Here is a 17957-nt window from a genome sequence, read left to right on the forward strand (position 1 = left end):
AAACAACGATGCAGATTGAAAACAAGGTGTTTATGGTCAGCGGCGGCGCTTCGGGCCTCGGCGCGGCGACTGCCGAAATGTTGGTGGCCGCAGGCGCCAAGGTGATGCTGGTGGACCTGAATGCCGACGCCGTGGCGGCCCAGGCGGCAAAACTGGGGGCACAGGCGCGTAGCGTGGTGGCGGATATCAGCCAGGAAGCGGCCGCCGAAGCCGCGGTACAGGCCACTGTGGCGGCGTTTGGCGGCCTGCATGGCCTGGTCAACTGCGCGGGCGTGGTGCGTGGCGAGAAAATCCTCGGTAAGAACGGGCCCCATGCCCTGGCCAGCTTCGCCCAGGTGATCAACGTCAACCTGGTCGGCAGCTTCAACCTGCTGCGCCTGGCCGCAGCGGCGATTGCCGAAAGCACGGCGGATGCCGATGGTGAGCGCGGGGTGATCATCAACACCGCTTCGGTGGCGGCCTTCGACGGCCAGGTCGGCCAGGCCGCCTACGCGGCGTCCAAGGGCGCGATTGCCAGCCTGACCCTGCCGGCCGCCCGTGAGCTGGCGCGCTTCGGTATCCGCGTGATGACCATCGCCCCGGGCATCTTTGAAACGCCAATGATGGCTGGCATGACCCCGCAGGTCCGCGACTCCCTGGCGGCAGGCGTGCCGTTCCCGCCACGCCTGGGCAAACCGGCCGAGTACGCCGCGCTGGCCCGGCATATCATTGAAAACAGCATGCTCAATGGCGAGGTGATCCGTCTTGACGGTGCCTTGCGCATGGCAGCCAAGTAAGGAGGATTTGTCATGACCCAGCTCCACGATCCGATTGTTATCGTCAGTGCCGTGCGCACGCCCATGGGCGGGTTCCAGGGCGACCTCAAGGGCCTGACCGCGCCGCAACTGGGCGCCGCCGCGATTCGCGCGGCTGTCGAGCGCGCCGGTATCGCCCACGACGCCGTGGATGAAGTGTTGTTCGGCTGCGTACTGCCCGCCGGCCTCGGCCAGGCCCCGGCACGCCAGGCCGCCCTGGGCGCCGGCCTGGACAAGTCGACGCGCTGCACCACCCTCAACAAAATGTGCGGTTCGGGCATGCAAGCGGCGATCCTGGCCCATGACTCGCTGCTGGCCGGCAGCGTGCAGGTGGTGATCGCCGGCGGCATGGAGAGCATGTCCAACGCGCCTTACCTGCTCGACCGGGCGCGCAGCGGCTACCGCATGGGCCATGGCCGGGTGCTTGACCATATGTTCCTCGATGGCCTGGAAGACGCCTACGACAAGGGCCGCCTGATGGGCACCTTTGCCGAGGATTGCGCCGAGGCCAATGGCTTTAGTCGTGAGGCCCAGGATGCCTTTGCCATTGCCTCGTTGACCCGCGCCCAGCAGGCGATCAGTGCCGGGCGCTTCAGCGCCGAGATCGTCCCGGTGCAGGTCACCGTGGGCAAGGAACAAAAGACCATCACTGACGATGAGCAGCCGCCCAAGGCCAAGCTGGATAAGATCACGACCCTCAAGCCAGCGTTTCGCGAAGGCGGCACGGTGACGGCGGCCAACTCCAGCTCGATCTCCGATGGTGCGGCGGCCTTGCTCATGATGCGCCAGAGCCAAGCGCAACAGCGCGGGCTCAAGCCCCTGGCGGTGATCCATGGCCACGCAGCCTTTGCCGATGAGCCGGGGCTGTTCCCGGTGGCGCCGGTGGGGGCGATCCGCAAGCTGTTGAGCAAGACTGGCTGGAGCCTGGGTGATGTCGACCTGTTCGAGATCAACGAAGCCTTTGCCGTGGTCAGCCTGGTGACCATGAGCAAGCTGGACATCCCCCACGACAAGGTCAACGTCCATGGCGGCGCCTGTGCCCTGGGGCACCCGATTGGCGCATCCGGTGCGCGGATCCTCGTGACCCTGCTCTCGGCCCTGCGCCAGCGGGGCCTCAAGCGCGGTGTCGCGGCCATCTGCATCGGCGGCGGCGAAGCCACGGCCATGGCCGTCGAGTGCCTGGATTAAGGAGTTTTTATGTTGCCCAATGACGAACAACTGCAAATCAGCGACGCGGCCCGCCAGTTTGCCCAGGAACGGCTCAAGCCGTTCGCCGCCGGGTGGGACCGCGAGCATCGCTTCCCCAGGGAGGCTATCGCCGAGATGGCCGAGCTGGGCTTTTTCGGCATGCTCGTGCCGGAACAGTGGGGTGGCTGCGACACCGGTTACCTGGCCTATGCCATGGCCCTGGAAGAGGTCGCGGCCGGTGACGGCGCGTGCTCGACCATCATGAGCGTGCACAACTCGGTGGGCTGCGTGCCCATCCTCAAGTTCGGCAATGACCTGCAAAAGGAGCAGTTCCTCAAGCCCCTGGCCAGCGGTGCGATGCTAGGCGCGTTCGCCCTGACCGAGCCCCAGGCCGGGTCCGATGCCAGCAGCTTGAAGACCCGCGCGCGCCTTGAGGGCGAGCACTACGTGCTCAATGGCTGCAAGCAGTTCATCACCTCCGGGCAGAACGCCGGGGTGGTGATTGTGTTTGCGGTGACTGATCCGGCGGCCGGCAAGCGTGGGATCAGTGCGTTTATCGTGCCCACTGACTCGCCGGGCTACAAGGTGGCGCGGGTCGAGGACAAGCTGGGCCAGCATGCGTCCGACACCTGCCAGATTCTCTTCGAGGATGTGAAGGTGCCCGTCGCCAACCGCCTGGGCGAGGAGGGCGAAGGCTACAAAATCGCCCTGGCTAACCTTGAGGGCGGGCGCGTGGGCATTGCCGCGCAATCGGTGGGCATGGCCCGCGCCGCGTTTGAAGCGGCCCGTGATTACGCCCGCGAGCGGGAAAGCTTCGGCAAACCGCTGATCGAGCACCAGGCCGTGGCCTTTCGCCTGGCAGACATGGCCACCCAGATCGCCGTGGCCCGGCAGATGGTGCATTACGCAGCGGCCCTGCGCGACAGCGGCCAGCCGGCGCTGGTGGAAGCGTCCATGGCCAAGCTGTTCGCCTCGGAAATGGCCGAGAAAGTCTGTTCTGCCGCCTTGCAAACCCTGGGCGGATACGGTTACCTGAGCGACTTCCCGCTGGAGCGGATCTACCGTGATGTGCGGGTCTGCCAGATCTATGAAGGCACCAGTGATATTCAGCGCATGGTCATTTCGCGCAATCTTTGAAGAGGAACGGATCGATGAGTTACGAAACCATTTTGCTCGACGTTCAAGGCCGTGTCGGGCTGATTACCCTCAATCGCCCGCAGGCGCTGAATGCCTTGAACGCGCAATTGGTCAGCGAAGTGAACCAGGCCCTGGACAGCCTGGAAGCCAACCCCGAGATCGGCTGCATTGTGCTGACCGGCTCGAAGAAAGCCTTTGCCGCAGGCGCCGATATCAAGGAAATGGCCGAGCTGACCTACCCGCAGATCTACCTCGACGACCTGTTCAGCGACAGCGACCGTGTGGCCAACCGGCGCAAGCCGATCATCGCGGCGGTCAACGGCTTTGCCCTGGGCGGCGGCTGTGAACTGGCGTTGATGTGCGATTTTATCCTGGCCGGCGACACGGCCAAGTTTGGCCAGCCGGAAGTCAACCTGGGCGTACTGCCGGGCATGGGCGGCACCCAGCGCCTGACCCGTGCGGTGGGCAAGGCCAAGGCCATGGAAATGTGCCTGACTGGGCGTTTTATCGATGCGGTGGAGGCCGAGCGTTGTGGCATCGTGGCGCGGATCGTGCCGGCCGACGAACTGCTGGACGAAGCGCTCAAGGTGGCGGCGCTGATTGCCAGCAAATCGGTGCCGATCAGCATGATGGTCAAGGAAAGCGTGAACCGCGCCTTTGAGGTCAGCCTGTCGGAAGGTGTGCGCTTTGAACGCCGGGTGTTCCACGCGGCCTTCGCGACCCAGGATCAGAAGGAAGGCATGGCGGCGTTCGTGGCCAAGCGTGCGCCGCAGTTCAAGGACCAATAACCTGGCCCTGTAGGCGCGAGCGAGCTCGCGCCTACAATGGGTTGTGTGTGGGTGCCAAAGTGTTTGATCGCCTGTAACATGCGCCCCTGATACGCCCCAGATACAATCTTCAGGTTTCAGGAACCCATCATGACCCAGAAGCAACGCTTGATTTACTCGATTCTGATTTCCCTGGTCGTCCTCGGCACGATGTTTGGCCTGTCCTACTTGCAGAACATCGGCACCATCAGTGAGAAGGCGTTCCAGTACATCGCCATTGCCGTGGCGGTGATTGTGGTGGTGATCAACGGCATCATGCGCCGCAAGGTCAAGCCTAACCAGTGACGTCGGTCAGGACCTTGGCAGCCTCTTCATGGAGGCTGTAGCTTTTATCGCTGTTGAGGATGATCACCCCCTCGCTGCACAGGCGCTTGAGTACCTCGCGCACACTGAGAAACGATAGCGGGATGCCCAGTTCCAGCAAATGGCTGTGCACACCCCGTACCCCCAGCGAGCGGCCGTTGTCGGCGGCGGTGAGCAGGGCGTCGATGACTTTCAGCCGGATCAGGCTGGTGCGCAACCCAAAACACTTGAGCAGATGGCGGATGCGTTGGTTGCCTTGCTGCTCGGGGGCCGCGCCGTAAGCGGCGTCGTGTGCCATAGAATGTCCATCCGTGGGCAGTTGCGGGTTGTACATGCAAAAACTCCTTATCAGAGCCTTGATCAGGAAAACGATGGCGCTCTTAGTTAATAAGACGTATGAGCGGCGCAAATCATGAAGTCCCAAGGGTATAAATTTTGTCAGTATCGGGTTTGTCACATGCCTGACACCTGGGAATAGTCTGCGGGCGGACTAAATTTCTCCGATTTTCTACGTCTTTACCCATGGGTTGGTGTTCGCGAGCCGGCCTCGCCTTGGGCGTTTAATTTGGTTTGACGATGGGGTCTGCGTGATTATTTCCAACGGGTTGTCCAGGGTTTGCGTAGCGGGTGTGTTGCTGGGGGTGAGCCTGGGGGCGACGGCCCGCCAGGCGAGCGAAGTACAGGCCGGTGCAATGAGCGCCGAGATCCGCCGCACCGGGTTTGGTATCCCGCATATCCGCGCCAACGATGAGCGCGGCCTGGGCTATGGCATCGGCTATGCCTACGCGCAAGACAACCTGTGTTTGTTGGCCAACGAGGTGGTGACGGTCAACGGTCAGCGCGCCCGCTATTTCGGCGCCGAGCAGGCGACCCTGGAGGAGCGCAACAACCTGACCAGCGATGTGTTCTTTACCTGGCTCAATACCCCCGACGCGGTGGCGGCCTTCTGGAAGGCGCAGCCCCCAGCGATGCAGCAGCGCCTCGAAGGCTATGTGGCGGGGTACAACCGTTACCTGCAAGAGCGCGGGGCCAAGGGCCTGCCGATGCAGTGCCAGGGCGCCTGGGTGCGGCCGATCAGCACCGATGACCTGGTCAAGCTGACCCGACGCTTGCTGGTGGAAGGCGGTGTCGGGCAATTTGCCGAGGCCTTGGCGGGAGCGACACCGCCCCAGCCAGGCGTGGCGGTGCAGGGCAATGCGCGAGCGTTTGAGGTCGCCACCTTGAAGCAGCAGCGCTTTGCCCTGGATCGTGGCAGCAACGCGGTGGCGGTGGGCAGCGAGCGTTCGTTCAACGGGCGCGGCATGTTATTGGCCAACCCGCATTTCCCGTGGATCGGTGGCATGCGCTTTTACCAGATGCACTTGACCATCCCTGGTCAGTTGGATGTGATGGGCGCCGCCTTGCCGGGCCTGCCGGTGGTCAATATCGGTTTCAACCAGCATGTGGCCTGGACCCATACGGTCGATACATCCAAGCACTTCACCCTGTATCGCTTGACCCTGGACCCGAAGGATTCAACTCGCTATTTGCTCGACGGCAAGTCGATCCCCATGCAGAAAAGCCAGGTAACCGTGCAGGTCAAGGGTGCCGAGCCCCACACCCAAACGGTCTACAGTTCGCAGTTCGGCCCGGTGGTGCAATGGCCGGGCAAGCTCGACTGGAACGGGCAGTACGCCTTCAGCCTGCGCGACGCCAACCTGGGCAACGACCGCGTGCTGCACCAGTGGTATGCAATGAACCAGGCCCATAGCCTCAAGGACCTGCAAACCTCGGTGCAGACCCTGCAGGGTATTCCGTGGGTCAATACCCTGGCGGCGGATGACCAGGGGCAGAGCCTGTATATGAACCTGTCGGTGGTGCCGAACGTCAGTGCGCAAAAGCTCGCGCAATGCAGTGACCCGCGTGCCGGCCTGCAGATGATCATGCTTGACGGTGCCCACAGTGCCTGTGCCTGGGATATCGACCCGCGTGCCGCACAGCCGGGGATCTTCGCCGCTGAGCAACTGCCGCAGTTGCAGCGCAAGGACTATGTGCAGCATTCCAACGACTCGGCCTGGATGGCCAACCCCAAGGCGCCGCTGGCCGGCTTTTCGCCGGTGGTCAGCCAGGACCGCATCGCCCTGGGCGCCCGTGCGCGTTTTGCCTTGCAGCGTTTGCAGGACCTGGATAAGCAGCCGATCACCGTCGGCGATTTACAGCACATGGTGCTGGATAACCAGGTGTACCTGGCCGGGCAGGTGATGCCGGACTTGCTCAGGTTTTGCGCGCAACAGACGGATGCAGCGCTGACAACCCTGTGTACCCGCCTCAAGGACTGGGACCAGAAAGCCAACCTCGACAGCGGCCTGGGCCTGGTGCATTTCATCCAGATCATGGCGCGCATGCAGCACGTGCCGCAGGTGTGGCGTGTTGCGTTTGACCCGGATCATGCGCAAACCACCCCGCGCGGCTTGCTTATCGAGCAGCCGGAGGTGGCCGGGGCATTGCGTGAGGCGATGCTGGCGTCAATCGCCCAGGTGAGCGAGCTGGGGTTGCCGGAGGGTGCGCGTTGGGGCGATATCCAGGTCTCGGGCAGCACCCCGATGCATGGCGGCCCGCAGGAACTGGGGATCTACAACGCCATGCAAAGCGTGCCGAGGGCCGATGGCAAGCGTGAGGTGGTCAGCGGCAGCAGTTACTTGCAGATCGTCACCTTCGACGATCAGGGGCCCAAGGCCGAAGGGGTGTTGGCGTTCTCACTGTCCAGCGATCCGGCATCGCCGTACTTCAAGGACCAGACCCTGGCGTTTTCCGCGAAAAAACTCAGCCCGTTGCCGTTTACCGAACAGCAGATCAAGGCTGATCCGCAGTATCAACGGCAGGTGATCCACGAGTAGGGGGGGTTATTCTGCGAGCAGCTGCGCCACGGCGGCAAACGCCTGGTCATGCCGCGCCTGCCAATCCCCGTCAATCACCTTGAAGGGCTGGTGATGCTGCTCCAGCCAGTCGCGGCTGGCCTGGAAGAAGGCCAGGCGATCGGCCAGGTCCGGCTGGCAGCGCTGACCGTCGGCGGTCCAGCCAATGCCTTCGGGCGACAGCAGCAGGTGCAGGTCGTAGTGGCGGGCCAGCAGCGCCTCATCGAGCCATGCCGGGGCATCGCCAAACAGGGTCAGGCTCCACAGCTTGTTGGTCAGCAAGTGGGTGTCGAGGATCAACAGTTGCGGCTGCCGCGCACGGCCGGCATCTTCCCAGGCCAGTTGGCCGCGGGCGATGTCCGGGATGTCGGCCAGGGTGGTATCGCGCTGGTAGTGGTCGATGAAGTAGCGCACATACTCGCCCACCAGCACCGCGCCGAAATGCGCCTGCAACTGCTCGGCCAGCCAGCTTTTACCGCTGGACTCGGGGCCTGCCATTACCAGCACCTTCATGCGCGCAACGCCGGGTCGGCGCGCCATTCCCGCCAGCCCTGCACGGCGATCACGGTGAACAGGGCATAGAGCGCGGCCGTCAGGTACAGCCCTTTGTAGACAAACAGGCCGACAAAAATCACATCAACCACAATCCATAGCGCCCAGCATTGCACGCGTTTTTGCGCCATCCACATCTGCGCCACCAGGCTGAAACCGGTCAGCGCTGCATCCAGCCACGGTTGGGCGGCATCGGTCCAGTGCGCCATGGCCGCGCCCAGCAGCAGGCTGCCCACGGCGCCGAGACTCAGGCTCAGGAGGACGGCCTGGGTGCCGAGGCGGGTGACCTGCCGCCCTTGGCGCACCTCGCCGGCCCGGGTCCATTGCCACCAACCGTAGACTTGCAGGCCGGCGTAGACCACTTGCAGCAGCATGTCGGAATACAGCTTCACCTCGAAGAACACCCAGGTGTACAGCAACACCATGACCAGGCCGATCGGCCAGCACCACGGGTTCTGCTTGACCGTCAGCCAGACGGCAATCACCCCCAGCGCGGCGGCAAACAGTTCAAGCCCGGACATGGGATTCCTTGGAAGAGTCGAAGAGGAGGGCGATTGTACCCAACCTCCCGGGCAAAATGCAGAACCCGTGTAGGCGCTGGAAGCCAGCGCCTACACCGTGGGGGGTTAGACCTTGAACTGGCGCAGCAGGCCGTTGAGCTCTTCGCTCAAGTCCTTCAGGTGCACGCTGGCTACGCTCGACTGCTGGGCCGCCAGCGCAGTGCTGTGGGACAGGCCGGCGGCCTGGGTCACGTTCTGGTTGATGTCTTCCACCACGTGGGCCTGTTGCAGGGTGGCGCTGGCAATCGAGGCGTTGAGGCCGTTGAGGTTGCGCAGGGCCTGGCCGATGGCCGTCAGGCTGGCACCTGCCTGGCCGGCTTGTTCAATGGTCAGTTGCGAGGCCTGGTGGCTGTCGCTGATGACCTTGACCGCCGCTTCGGAATGCCCTTGCAGGCGTTCGATCATGCTCTGGATTTCGGCGGTGGATTTTTGCGTGCGCTGGGCCAGCAGGCGTACCTCGTCGGCAACCACGGCAAAACCGCGGCCCTGCTCGCCAGCGCGGGCCGCTTCGATGGCCGCGTTGAGGGCCAGCAGGTTGGTCTGGTCGGCAATGCTGCGGATCACCTCCAGCACCCCGCCAATCTGCGTGCTTTCGGTGGACAGGGTACGGATCACTTCCACGGCCTGGCTGATGGTGCCGGACAGTGCATCGATCTGTTGCAGGCTGCCGTCGATATTGACCTGGCCCTGTTCGGCCTGGGTCTGGGCATCGCGCATTTCGCTGGCGGCGTGTTCGGCATTCTTCGCCACGTCCTGCACGCCGTAGGTCACTTCATTGATGGCGGTGGCCACCAGCTCCATTTGCTGGGACTGCTGCTGGCTGCGGTCATGGGCCTGGCTGGCGTTGCTGCCCAGTTCGGCGGACGACTGGCCCAGGGCATTGGCGCACACCTGCAACTGGCTGACCACCTGGCGCAGCTTGGCAGTGAAGGTGTTGAAGTGCCGCGACAGTTGCGTGACCTCGTCCTGGCCATGGGTGTCGAGGCTGCGGGTCAGGTCGCTTTCGCCGCTGGCGATATTGGCCATGGCGTGCACCGCTTCCTGTAGCGGGCGCACGATGCTGCGGGCAATCAGCACCACCAGCAGGGCCATGATCAGCGCAATGCCCAGGCCGACCAGCGAGGCTTCCCACACCTGGCCACGGAACTGGGCTTCTACGTCATCCACGTAGATGCCGGAGCCAATGATCCAGCCCCAGGGCTCGAACAACTGGATATAGGAGGTCTTGGCCACCGGCGCATCCGCCCCGGGCTTCGGCCAGCGGTAGTTGACGACACCGCTGCCCTTGGCCTTGGCCAGGCTGACGAACTCGTTGAAGATCGCAAAGCCGTCCGGGTCGCGGATGGTCGAAAGGTTCTGGCCGTCGAGCTTGGGGTTGGCCGGGTGCATGATCATCACCGGCGTCAGGTCATTGATCCAGAAGTAGTCGTCCTGGTCATAGCGCAGGCCGCGCACCACACTCAGGGCTTGCTTCTGCGCCGCTTCGCGGGTCAGCACGCCGGTGGTTTCGAGGGTGTGATAAAAGTTCAGAATCCCGCTGGCGGTCTGCACCACATGCTGGGTCTGCTGGCTCTTGGCCTGGTAGAGATCGTCGTGGATCTGCTTGAGCATCAGCAACCCCAGGGTCAGCAACATCAACACGGCGACTATCAGGATCATCCACAGGCGTCGACTGATCGACATATTGCGCAAACTGTTCATAGTCATGTCACTCCGCGTTCTTATAATTTTCGGTGTTGCATTGATCGGCCGGCGATAACGCGCAGCGAAATTCGGGCTTGTCTGATAGGCTTTCGGCCCGGAATCAAAAAACCTGAGTCCTGCCTGATTTTTCACAGAATTTTTGCAGTTCGGCCTTGATCCTGCGCGCAGCCTTGCAGCGTGCTCATCGTTAGTGAACACCTAGAAAATATCAACGAGGCATGCCGTCGCATGGCCTTTTGGGGGAATAATGGATCTTTGGACTGCCTTTCAGGCATTGATACTTGGCATTGTCGAAGGGCTGACGGAGTTCTTGCCGATCTCCAGTACCGGGCACCAGATCATCGTCGCCGACTTGCTCGACTTCGGTGGCGAACGCGCCATGGCGTTCAACATCATCATTCAACTGGGCGCCATCCTGGCGGTGGTCTGGGAGTTCCGGCGCAAGATCCTCGACGTAGTGACCGGCCTGCCGACCCAGCGCAACGCCCAGCGCTTCACGGTCAACCTGCTGATCGCTTTCCTGCCGGCGGTGGTGCTGGGGGTGATTTTTGCCGACCTGATCCACGAATACCTGTTCAACCCGATCACCGTGGCCACCGCACTGGTGATCGGCGGCGTGATCATGTTGTGGGCCGAGCGCCGCGAGCATGAAGTCCATGCCGAAACGGTGGATGACATCACCTGGAAAGACGCCTTGAAAGTGGGCTTTGCCCAGTGCCTGGCGATGATCCCGGGCACTTCGCGTTCCGGCTCGACCATTATCGGCGGCCTGTTGTTCGGCCTGTCGCGCAAGACAGCCACCGAGTTCTCGTTCTTCCTGGCAATGCCAACCATGGTCGGCGCAGCGGTGTACTCGGGCTACAAGTACCGTGACCTGTTCCAGCCGGCGGATCTGCCGGTGTTTGCCGTCGGTTTTGTGGTCTCGTTCATCTTCGCGATGATTGCGGTGCGTGGCTTGCTCAAGTTCATCGCCAGCCACAGCTATGCGGTGTTTGCCTGGTACCGCATTGCGTTCGGTTTGCTGATCCTGGCCACCTGGCAGTTCGGCTGGATTGACTGGGCGGCGGCCAAGGCGTGATGACAATCCAACATCTGCGCTTGAAGGCTGTGGTGTTTGCACTGTTGTGTGCCGTGCCGTTGTTCGGCGCGGCCCTGCTGGCGTATCGCGGGGTGTCGTTGGTGCCGTTGGCGGCCTATGGCCTGGTCAGCGTGGTGACGTTTTGCCTGTACTGGAGCGACAAACGCAAGGCCCAGAGCGACAGCTGGCGCACCCCGGAGAAGATCCTGCATGCCCTGGAACTGGCCGGTGGCTGGCCGGGCGCCTTGCTCGCCCAGCAGGTGTTTCGCCACAAGACGCGCAAGGTGTCGTACCAGGTGGTGTTCTGGCTGATCGTGTTGCTGCACCAGGTGTTCTGGATCGATCAGTTGTTCCTTGGTGGGACGCTGCTGTCAGTCTTCTAGCCATGTGGGGCTTGAGAGCGAAGCTGCGCCCTTGTGGGAGCGGGCTTGCTCGCGATAGCGGTGTGTCAGTGCCAGATTAACTGACTGATAGACCGCTATCGCGAGCAAGCCCGCTCCCACAGGGGTATGTGCATGTCTCGATGATCAAGTTGTGTGCAAGACGACCTGGACTGGCTTACTCGTCCAGCCTCAGGCCGATCTGCGTGCGCTTGGGCAGCTTGCTCACCACCAACTGGTGGGAGCGCTGCAGCAAGCCGCGCAGTTCTTCGCCGCCCAGTGGGTAGGGCACCTGCATGATGATCCACTGCGCCCGCGCCAGGTACGGCGCCGGGTGGATGCCGGGGCGGTCCACGTGGCCGAGGAACAGTTCCTTGTCGACCTTGAACGCCAGGGAATCGCCCCGCAGGTTCTGCAAGGCGAACATCTTGTTGCCGGCAATGGAGAACACCCGCACGCCGCCCCACTTGTAATCCTCCCGGGCACCGGGCAAACCCAGGCAGAACCGGGCGACGTCGTCTTCGCTCATGATCCGGGTATTCATAGCCGTCGATCTCCGCAACTCTTGAAGGCATGGGCCAAAAAGTCGATCCAGGCACGCACGGCTGGGGATACGCCGCGTCGGTGTGGGTAGACCGCTTGCAGCCAGCCACCGGGCAATGACCATTCAGGTAGCAGTTGCACCAGTTGGCCGGTTTCCAGCTCCTGCTCGCAATACATCATCGGCAGCACGGTAAAGCCCAGGCCGGCGAGGGCGCTGGCCTTGCGTACGAGGAAGTCGTCGATACCCAGGCGTGCCTCCATTGCCAGGTCAGTGACATTGCCGACCGGGTCGAGCATGCGCAGGTGGACCAGACGGTCGGCCTCCAGTGCGCCGAGTATGGGCAGTTGCTTGAGGTCGACCGGGGTCTCGATCCGGCGACCGCGCATAAACTCGGGGCTGGCGACCATGGCCGTCTGGGCCTGGCGCAGGCGGCGGGTTACCAGCAGCGGGTCTTCATCCCCCAGTTCGCGCACGCGCAAGGCCACGTCTACGCCCTCGGCCACCAGGTCTACGCGGCGATTGATCAGCATCATCTCCAGTTGCACCAACGGGTGGGCCGCGAGGAATTGCGCCACCACGGTCGGCAGGATTTCATGGGCCAGGCCCACCGGACAACTGACCCGCAGGCGGCCCCGTGGCTCGCTGGACATGTTGACCACGGCTTCGTCGGCCATTTCCGCTTCCAGCAGCATCGCCTGGCAATGCCCCAGGTAACGTTCGCCGACGGCGGTCAGGGTCAGTTGCCGGGTGGTGCGCTGCAGCAGGCGAGCGCCGAGGCGCTCCTCCAGTTCGGCAATGCGCCGCGACAGCCGGGATTTGGGGATCCCCAGCAGCCGGCCAGCGGCCGCGAAGCCACCGGCTTCCACCACCTTGGCGAAATAGTAGAGGTCATTGAGGTCTTGCATGGTTGGCCTATTGTCCTGTCAGTGGGACGAACTATCGCATTTTAATTGGCTAATCGGCTATTGGAATGACCTGTAGGATTCTCTCCATCAGATCGCCCGGTGGCGGTCCTCACTTGGAGATCCCACATGAAACTCTTGCATATCGATTCCAGCATCCTGGGCGACAACTCGGCCTCCCGCCAGTTGAGCCGCGAAGTGGTCAAGGCCTGGCAAGCGGCCGAGCCGGGTGTGGCAGTCACCTACCGCGACCTGGCCAGCGAAGGCATCAACCATTTTTCCGGGATTACCCTGGGCGCCCTGGGCACCGCCGCCGAGCTGCGTGATGCAGTGCAGAAGCACGAAGCCGACCTGAGCGCCTCGACCTTGGCCGAGTTCCTGGCCGCCGACGCGGTGGTCATCGCCGCGCCGATGTATAACTTCACCATCCCCACCCAGCTCAAGGCCTGGATCGACCGCATTGCCGTCGCCGGCCAGACCTTCCGCTACACCGAAGCCGGCTCGGAAGGCCTGTGCGGTAACAAGAAAGTCATCGTGGTCTCCACGGCTGGCGGCCTGCACGTAGGCCAGCCTTCCAGCGGCGCACACGAGGATTACCTGAAGTTGTTGCTGGGCTTCCTGGGCATCACCGATGTCGAGTTCGTCCGCGCCCATGGCCTGGCCTACGGTGACGAAGTGCGCAGCAAGGCGCTGAACGACGCCAATACCGTGATCAGCGAGCAGTTGTTCGCCGCCGCGTAAGCCCTGTGTAAAGATCGCCGCGACTTGCTGTCAATCTGATCCGAGACGCCTAGACTCTGTATTCTGCTGGCCTGAAAACCAGCGGGATACAGGGTTTTTTGTTTTGGGCGGGCGAATCTGGCGCAGGTTATGCATTGCAGGGCCATGCCGCCTGAGCCTGAACCGACTCGCAGGCGTCACACAGCCCAGGTGGACAGCCCCATGATGCGTTTTTGTGCAGTCTTGCTGCTTTGCCTGCTCAGCGGCCTCATTCCCGTGCACGCTGCCGTGGCCCCGCACCCCCACTGGAGCGTGGGTTATCACCGCATGAGCTTTCTCGACCCACTGGATGGGCAGCCGATGAAAGCCATCGCGTTTTATCCGTCCACGGGCGCGGAACATATCAACCAGGTGGGCGCGTATCGCGTCGCCGCCACCGAGGACGCCAAGGTCGCCATCGGCCGCTTTGCGCTGCTGATGCTGTCCCACGGCAATACCGGCACGCCCCTGGCCTTGCACGACCTGGCAACGTCGCTGGCGCGCAAAGGGTTTGTGGTGGTGGCGGTGCTGCATCCTGGTGACAACTACAAGGACCACAGCCGCCTGGGCACCTTGAGTAACCTGTATGGGCGCCCGCTCCAGATTTCTGCAGCGATTAGCGCCACCCTGGGCGACCCGATGCTGTCGCCGTTCGTCAATGTGGGCCAGGTGGGCGTGATCGGCTATTCGGCGGGCGGCGAGACGGCGCTGATCCTGGCCGGGGCCAGGCCGGATTTCGAGCGCCTGCGCCGCTATTGCCAGGAACGTCCCGAAGACCGCGACGCCTGTACGACCAAGGGTGAGCTGGTGGTCGACCGCGATGACCTGCAACCCCAGGCCGATCCCCGGATCCACGCGTTGATGCTGATGGCCCCGCTGAGCCTGATGTTTGGTCGCCATACCCTGGGCGACGTGCATGTGCCGGTGCTGCTGTACAGCGGCGATGGCGACAAGCTGGTGGCCGTGGACAAAAACGCCGCCGCCCTGGCGCGCAAGCTGCCGCAGCCGCCGGATTTCAAACTGTTGGCCGGGGCCGGGCACTTTATCTTCATGGCGCCCTGCGATGACGAGCAACTGGCGCTGATGCCAGCGCTGTGTACCGATGCCGATGGGGTGGACCGCGAGGGCATCCACCGCGACCTGGTCTCCGAGGCCGGGCGTTTTTTCAGCCGCGCCCTCGGCCAGCACGCGCGGGCCGGCATGCAGACCGCGGATCAGTAGGCCCGGCGCATCAGCAGCAAGGTCAGGCCCAGGCCCGTGACGCAGAGCAGCGCCGCGCCGAAGAAGATCCATGAGTAACCCAGGTTCAAGGCCACCGCGCCCATCAATGGCCCGGCAATCGCCAGCGCCAGGTCGAAAAACACCGCATAGGCACTCAGCCCCGCGCCGCGGCTGCTGTTGGGCACCTGTTTGATGGCTTCGACGCCCAGTGCCGGGTACACCAGCGACAGGCCAAACCCGGTGAGGCCGGCGCCGATCAGGGCGATGGCGGGAGAGGGCGCGAGCCATAGCAGGGCCAGGCCGAGGGTTTCCAGGCTCATGCAGGCAATTGCTGCGCGAAAGCCGCCAAAACGGTTGATGCTGGAGATAAACAGCAGGCGCGAGAGGATAAAACAGATTCCAAACACCGTCAGGCACCAGGCGGCGTCGGTCCAGCCGCGACTGAGGTAGAACAGGGTAATAAAGGTGGTCAGGGTGCCGTAGCCGATGGAGGCCAGGCACAGGCTGGCGCCAAATGGTGCAATCCGCCCGAACACCGCCCAGAACGGCAGGCGCTCGCCGCGCACCACCGGCACCGAGGTTTTTTTGCGGATCAGCACCAGGCCCAGCCCGGCCAGCAGCGCCAGGGCCAGGCCCAGGCTGTTGTAGCCGTATTGCGCAACCATCACCACGCCCAGCGGTGCGCCAATGGCGATAGCGCCATAGGACGCGATACCGTTCCAGGAGATCGAGCGCGCGGTGTGTTCGGCGCCGACCTGGCCCATGCACCAACTGATGGTGCCCACGCCGATCAGGCCCTGGGCCACGCCCAGTAGCACGCGGCCGACTAGCAGGATCCCCAGGCTCAGGCTGGGCAGGCTGTGCAGCAGCGTGGCGAAAAAGGTCAACACGCCGCCGAGCAGGATGCCGCTCAAACCGAGCACGATCGCCCGTTTGGTGCCGAGGTTGTCCGAGATACGCCCGGCCATGGGGCGGCTGAGAAGGGTGGCCAGGTACTGCGAACCGATGGTGATGCCTGCCACCACGGCGCTGAAGCCCAGTTGTTCATGGACGTAGCCGGGAATCACCGCAATCGGCAGGCCGATGCAGATAAACGCGATAAAGGTATAGAAGACGATGGAGACGATCTGCAGGGTGATCGACAGGGAGCTGGGGGCGGCAGGCATGGAGGCTTATTCGCGGCAGGGCGGTGAACGCATCATGGCAAGGGCATGGGAAAAAAGGAAGCAGGCTAACGATCCAACGACAGCGTCATTTCCGTCAATGCAAAAAGCCCCGTCACTGCTGACGGGGCTTTTACTTGCTGCTTGTGGCTAACCGCTATTGGCTGCCCTTAAAACACCACACCCTGGCTACGCAGGTAGTCGTCGTAGGTGCCGCTGAAGTCGATCACGCCGCTTGGGCTCAGCTCGATGATACGGGTGGCCAGGGACGATACGAACTCACGGTCGTGGCTGACGAAAATCAGCGTGCCCGGGTAGTTCTCCAGCGCCAGGTTCAGCGCCTCGATGGATTCCATGTCCAAGTGGTTGGTCGGTTCGTCCATGATCAGCACGTTGGGTTTTTGCAGGATCAGCTTGCCGAACAGCATGCGACCTTGCTCGCCACCGGAGATGACCTTGACCGACTTGAGGATCTCGTCGTTGGAGAACAGCATGCGGCCAAGGGTGCCACGGATCACTTGTTCGCCTTGAGTCCATTGACCCATCCAGTCGAACAGGCTCATGTCGTCTTCAAAGTCATGGGCGTGGTCCTGGGCGTAGTAACCCAGTTCAGCCGCATCGGTCCACTTCACGCTACCGGCGTCCGGGGTCAGTTCGTTGACCAGGGTGCGCAGCAGGGTGGTCTTGCCGATACCGTTCGGGCCGATGATCGCCACGCGCTCGCCGGCTTCAACCTGGAAGCTGAAGTCCTTGAACAGCGGCTTGCCGTCAAAGCCTTTGGCCATGCGCTCGACGATGACCGCCTGGCGGTGCAGCTTCTTGGTTTGCTCGAAGCGGATGAACGGGCTCACACGGCTCGAAGGCTTGACCTCGGCCAATTGGATCTTGTCGATCGCCTTGGCGCGGGACGTGGCCTGCTTGGCTTTCGAGGCGTTGGCCGAGAAGCGGCTGACGAACGATTGCAGTTCGGAGATCTGCGCTTTCTTCTTGGCGTTGTCCGACAGCAACTGCTCGCGGGACTGGGTCGCCACGGTCATGTACTCGTCGTAGTTGCCCGGGAACAGGCGCAGTTCGCCGTAGTCCAGGTCAGCCATGTGGGTGCACACGCTGTTCAGGAAGTGACGGTCGTGAGAGATGATGATCATCAGGCTGTTACGTTGGGTCAGGACGTTTTCCAGCCAGCGGATGGTGTTGATGTCCAGGTGGTTCGTCGGTTCGTCGAGCAGCAACACTTCCGGGTCCGAGAACAGCGCCTGGGCCAGCAATACACGAAGCTTCCAGCCTGGGGACACTTCGCTCATCGGGCCGAAGTGCTGCTCGATGCCGATACCCAGGCCCAGCAGCAGTTCACCGGCACGGGATTCGGCGGTGTAGCCGTCCATTTCGGCGAACTCGGTTTCCAGCTCGGCCACGGCCATGCCATCTTCTTCGCTCATTTCCGCCAGCGAGTAGATGCGATCGCGCTCGGCCTTGACCTTCCACAGCTCTTCGTGACCCATGATCACGGTGTCGATCACGTTGAATTCTTCGTAGGCGAACTGATCCTGGCGCAGTTTACCCAGGCGCACGTTCGGCTCCAGCATGACCTGGCCGCCGGACGGATCGAGGTCGCCCCCGAGGATTTTCATGAAGGTCGACTTGCCGCAACCGTTGGCACCGATCAAACCATAACGGTTACCGGCGCCGAACTTGACCGAGACGTTCTCAAACAGCGGCTTGGCGCCGAACTGCATGGTGATGTTAGCTGTGGAGATCAATTACTTTACCTATCAATAGCTTGGGGTGCGCTTATTTGGGCCGGGACCCATTCGGAGCCCGGGCCAACGGGCATGCGTCAACAGCGACATCAAGGCGTGAAGCCCAGTCGCCGAGCAGAAAATATGGGGTGCATGTTGGAATTTGGCGCGCATTGTCGCATATGTGAGGCGCGAGTTATATGACAGGCAGGCCT

18 protein-coding genes are annotated in these 17957 nt (G+C 62.8%); 10 read left to right on the forward strand and 8 right to left on the reverse strand.

The window, feature by feature from the left end:
• Positions 1 to 8 precede the first annotated feature (8 nt).
• The 5 genes from BLL38_RS00705 (at position 9) to BLL38_RS00725 (ending at position 4231) form a co-directional block, all read left to right on the forward strand.
• On the forward strand, positions 9 to 776 hold the full coding sequence (locus tag BLL38_RS00705) for an SDR family NAD(P)-dependent oxidoreductase (RefSeq protein ID WP_076960847.1): 768 nt from the start codon (positions 9 to 11) through the stop codon (positions 774 to 776).
• 12 nt (positions 777 to 788) lie between these two features.
• The gene (locus BLL38_RS00710) at positions 789 to 1982 is read left to right on the forward strand and encodes an acetyl-CoA C-acyltransferase (RefSeq protein WP_076960848.1); all 1194 of its coding nucleotides are present in this window, start codon (positions 789 to 791) and stop codon (positions 1980 to 1982) included.
• A 9-nt stretch (positions 1983 to 1991) separates the two neighbouring features.
• Positions 1992 to 3119 carry an acyl-CoA dehydrogenase gene (locus BLL38_RS00715; RefSeq protein WP_076960849.1) on the forward strand — a complete coding sequence of 376 codons (1128 nt, stop codon included), beginning with the start codon at positions 1992 to 1994 and terminating at the stop codon, positions 3117 to 3119.
• A gap of 14 nt (positions 3120 to 3133) precedes the next feature.
• Positions 3134 to 3907, forward strand: coding sequence for an enoyl-CoA hydratase (locus BLL38_RS00720; protein ID WP_076960850.1), 774 nt, complete (start codon positions 3134 to 3136; stop codon positions 3905 to 3907).
• A gap of 129 nt (positions 3908 to 4036) precedes the next feature.
• The gene (locus BLL38_RS00725) at positions 4037 to 4231 is read left to right on the forward strand and encodes a hypothetical protein (protein ID WP_076960851.1); all 195 of its coding nucleotides are present in this window, start codon (positions 4037 to 4039) and stop codon (positions 4229 to 4231) included.
• Here the strand turns inward: BLL38_RS00725 and BLL38_RS00730 are convergent.
• Positions 4221 to 4583 (reverse strand): fe2+ zn2+ uptake regulation protein, encoded by a 363-nt coding sequence (locus BLL38_RS00730; RefSeq protein WP_076960852.1) that lies wholly within the window; start codon positions 4581 to 4583, stop codon positions 4221 to 4223. The two genes, BLL38_RS00725 and BLL38_RS00730, sit on opposite strands and share 11 nt — an antisense overlap.
• A gap of 253 nt (positions 4584 to 4836) precedes the next feature.
• Here BLL38_RS00730 and pvdQ point away from each other — a divergent pair, with 253 nt between their 5' ends.
• Positions 4837 to 7125 (forward strand): bifunctional acylase PvdQ, encoded by a 2289-nt coding sequence (pvdQ, locus tag BLL38_RS00735; protein ID WP_076960853.1) that lies wholly within the window; start codon positions 4837 to 4839, stop codon positions 7123 to 7125.
• A 6-nt stretch (positions 7126 to 7131) separates the two neighbouring features.
• Here the strand turns inward: pvdQ and BLL38_RS00740 are convergent, their stop codons facing one another.
• The 3 genes from BLL38_RS00740 to BLL38_RS00750 all read right to left on the reverse strand — a co-directional run bounded on the left by BLL38_RS00740 (position 7132) and on the right by BLL38_RS00750 (position 9956).
• On the reverse strand, positions 7132 to 7656 hold the full coding sequence (locus BLL38_RS00740) for an AAA family ATPase (RefSeq protein WP_076960854.1): 525 nt from the start codon (positions 7654 to 7656) through the stop codon (positions 7132 to 7134).
• Positions 7653 to 8216, reverse strand: coding sequence for a nicotinamide riboside transporter PnuC (pnuC, locus tag BLL38_RS00745; protein WP_076960855.1), 564 nt, complete (start codon positions 8214 to 8216; stop codon positions 7653 to 7655). Before pnuC ends, BLL38_RS00740 begins: the two co-directional genes overlap by 4 nt.
• Before the next feature lie 105 nt (positions 8217 to 8321).
• Complete coding sequence (locus BLL38_RS00750; RefSeq protein ID WP_076960856.1) at positions 8322 to 9956, reverse strand: methyl-accepting chemotaxis protein; 1635 nt, start codon at positions 9954 to 9956, stop codon at positions 8322 to 8324.
• Between the two features lie 250 nt (positions 9957 to 10206).
• Between BLL38_RS00750 and BLL38_RS00755 the strand changes: the two genes are divergently transcribed.
• Positions 10207 to 11037, forward strand: coding sequence for an undecaprenyl-diphosphate phosphatase (locus BLL38_RS00755; RefSeq protein WP_076960857.1), 831 nt, complete (start codon positions 10207 to 10209; stop codon positions 11035 to 11037).
• A complete protein-coding gene (locus BLL38_RS00760; protein ID WP_076960858.1) occupies positions 11037 to 11420 on the forward strand; it encodes a DUF1294 domain-containing protein in 384 nt (127 codons plus the stop codon). The genes BLL38_RS00755 and BLL38_RS00760 overlap by 1 nt, the downstream gene beginning before the upstream one ends.
• A 175-nt stretch (positions 11421 to 11595) precedes the next feature.
• Here BLL38_RS00760 and BLL38_RS00765 read toward each other — a convergent pair whose 3' ends face one another.
• Positions 11596 to 11946, reverse strand: coding sequence for an MmcQ/YjbR family DNA-binding protein (locus tag BLL38_RS00765; protein WP_076961132.1), 351 nt, complete (start codon positions 11944 to 11946; stop codon positions 11596 to 11598).
• An 11-nt stretch (positions 11947 to 11957) separates the two neighbouring features.
• Positions 11958 to 12866, reverse strand: coding sequence for a LysR substrate-binding domain-containing protein (locus BLL38_RS00770; RefSeq protein WP_076960859.1), 909 nt, complete (start codon positions 12864 to 12866; stop codon positions 11958 to 11960).
• A gap of 126 nt (positions 12867 to 12992) precedes the next feature.
• Here BLL38_RS00770 and BLL38_RS00775 point away from each other — a divergent pair, with 126 nt between their 5' ends.
• The gene (locus tag BLL38_RS00775; protein WP_076960860.1) at positions 12993 to 13604 is read left to right on the forward strand and encodes an FMN-dependent NADH-azoreductase; all 612 of its coding nucleotides are present in this window, start codon (positions 12993 to 12995) and stop codon (positions 13602 to 13604) included.
• Positions 13605 to 13805: 201 nt separating this feature from the next.
• Positions 13806 to 14843, forward strand: coding sequence for an alpha/beta hydrolase family protein (locus BLL38_RS00780; protein WP_076960861.1), 1038 nt, complete (start codon positions 13806 to 13808; stop codon positions 14841 to 14843).
• Here the strand turns inward: BLL38_RS00780 and BLL38_RS00785 are convergent.
• Together BLL38_RS00785 and BLL38_RS00790 are read right to left on the reverse strand one after the other, a co-directional pair.
• Positions 14837 to 16009 (reverse strand): MFS transporter, encoded by a 1173-nt coding sequence (locus tag BLL38_RS00785; protein ID WP_076960862.1) that lies wholly within the window; start codon positions 16007 to 16009, stop codon positions 14837 to 14839. The genes BLL38_RS00780 and BLL38_RS00785 overlap by 7 nt on opposite strands.
• Before the next feature lie 167 nt (positions 16010 to 16176).
• Positions 16177 to 17763 carry an ABC-F family ATPase gene (locus BLL38_RS00790; RefSeq protein ID WP_076960863.1) on the reverse strand — a complete coding sequence of 529 codons (1587 nt, stop codon included), beginning with the start codon at positions 17761 to 17763 and terminating at the stop codon, positions 16177 to 16179.
• Positions 17764 to 17957: the final 194 nt, after the last annotated feature.

This window comes from Pseudomonas gessardii, from assembly GCF_001983165.1.
In the GTDB taxonomy this organism is placed as follows: domain Bacteria; phylum Pseudomonadota; class Gammaproteobacteria; order Pseudomonadales; family Pseudomonadaceae; genus Aquipseudomonas; species Aquipseudomonas gessardii.

Excerpts from the sequence above, each read along its gene's own strand:
- BLL38_RS00705 (WP_076960847.1), top strand. The coding sequence starts at position 9 with ATGCAGATTGAAAACAAGGTGTTTATGGTCAGCGGCGGCGCTTCGGGC.
- BLL38_RS00710 (WP_076960848.1), top strand. The coding sequence starts at position 789 with ATGACCCAGCTCCACGATCCGATTGTTATCGTCAGTGCCGTGCGCACG.
- BLL38_RS00715 (WP_076960849.1), top strand. The coding sequence starts at position 1,992 with ATGTTGCCCAATGACGAACAACTGCAAATCAGCGACGCGGCCCGCCAG.
- BLL38_RS00720 (WP_076960850.1), top strand. The coding sequence starts at position 3,134 with ATGAGTTACGAAACCATTTTGCTCGACGTTCAAGGCCGTGTCGGGCTG.
- BLL38_RS00725 (WP_076960851.1), top strand. The coding sequence starts at position 4,037 with ATGACCCAGAAGCAACGCTTGATTTACTCGATTCTGATTTCCCTGGTC.
- BLL38_RS00730 (WP_076960852.1), bottom strand. The coding sequence starts at position 4,583 with ATGTACAACCCGCAACTGCCCACGGATGGACATTCTATGGCACACGAC.
- BLL38_RS00740 (WP_076960854.1), bottom strand. The coding sequence starts at position 7,656 with ATGAAGGTGCTGGTAATGGCAGGCCCCGAGTCCAGCGGTAAAAGCTGG.
- pnuC (WP_076960855.1), bottom strand. The coding sequence starts at position 8,216 with ATGTCCGGGCTTGAACTGTTTGCCGCCGCGCTGGGGGTGATTGCCGTC.
- BLL38_RS00750 (WP_076960856.1), bottom strand. The coding sequence starts at position 9,956 with ATGAACAGTTTGCGCAATATGTCGATCAGTCGACGCCTGTGGATGATC.
- BLL38_RS00755 (WP_076960857.1), top strand. The coding sequence starts at position 10,207 with ATGGATCTTTGGACTGCCTTTCAGGCATTGATACTTGGCATTGTCGAA.
- BLL38_RS00760 (WP_076960858.1), top strand. The coding sequence starts at position 11,037 with ATGACAATCCAACATCTGCGCTTGAAGGCTGTGGTGTTTGCACTGTTG.
- BLL38_RS00765 (WP_076961132.1), bottom strand. The coding sequence starts at position 11,946 with ATGAGCGAAGACGACGTCGCCCGGTTCTGCCTGGGTTTGCCCGGTGCC.
- BLL38_RS00770 (WP_076960859.1), bottom strand. The coding sequence starts at position 12,866 with ATGCAAGACCTCAATGACCTCTACTATTTCGCCAAGGTGGTGGAAGCC.
- BLL38_RS00775 (WP_076960860.1), top strand. The coding sequence starts at position 12,993 with ATGAAACTCTTGCATATCGATTCCAGCATCCTGGGCGACAACTCGGCC.
- BLL38_RS00780 (WP_076960861.1), top strand. The coding sequence starts at position 13,806 with ATGATGCGTTTTTGTGCAGTCTTGCTGCTTTGCCTGCTCAGCGGCCTC.
- BLL38_RS00785 (WP_076960862.1), bottom strand. The coding sequence starts at position 16,009 with ATGCCTGCCGCCCCCAGCTCCCTGTCGATCACCCTGCAGATCGTCTCC.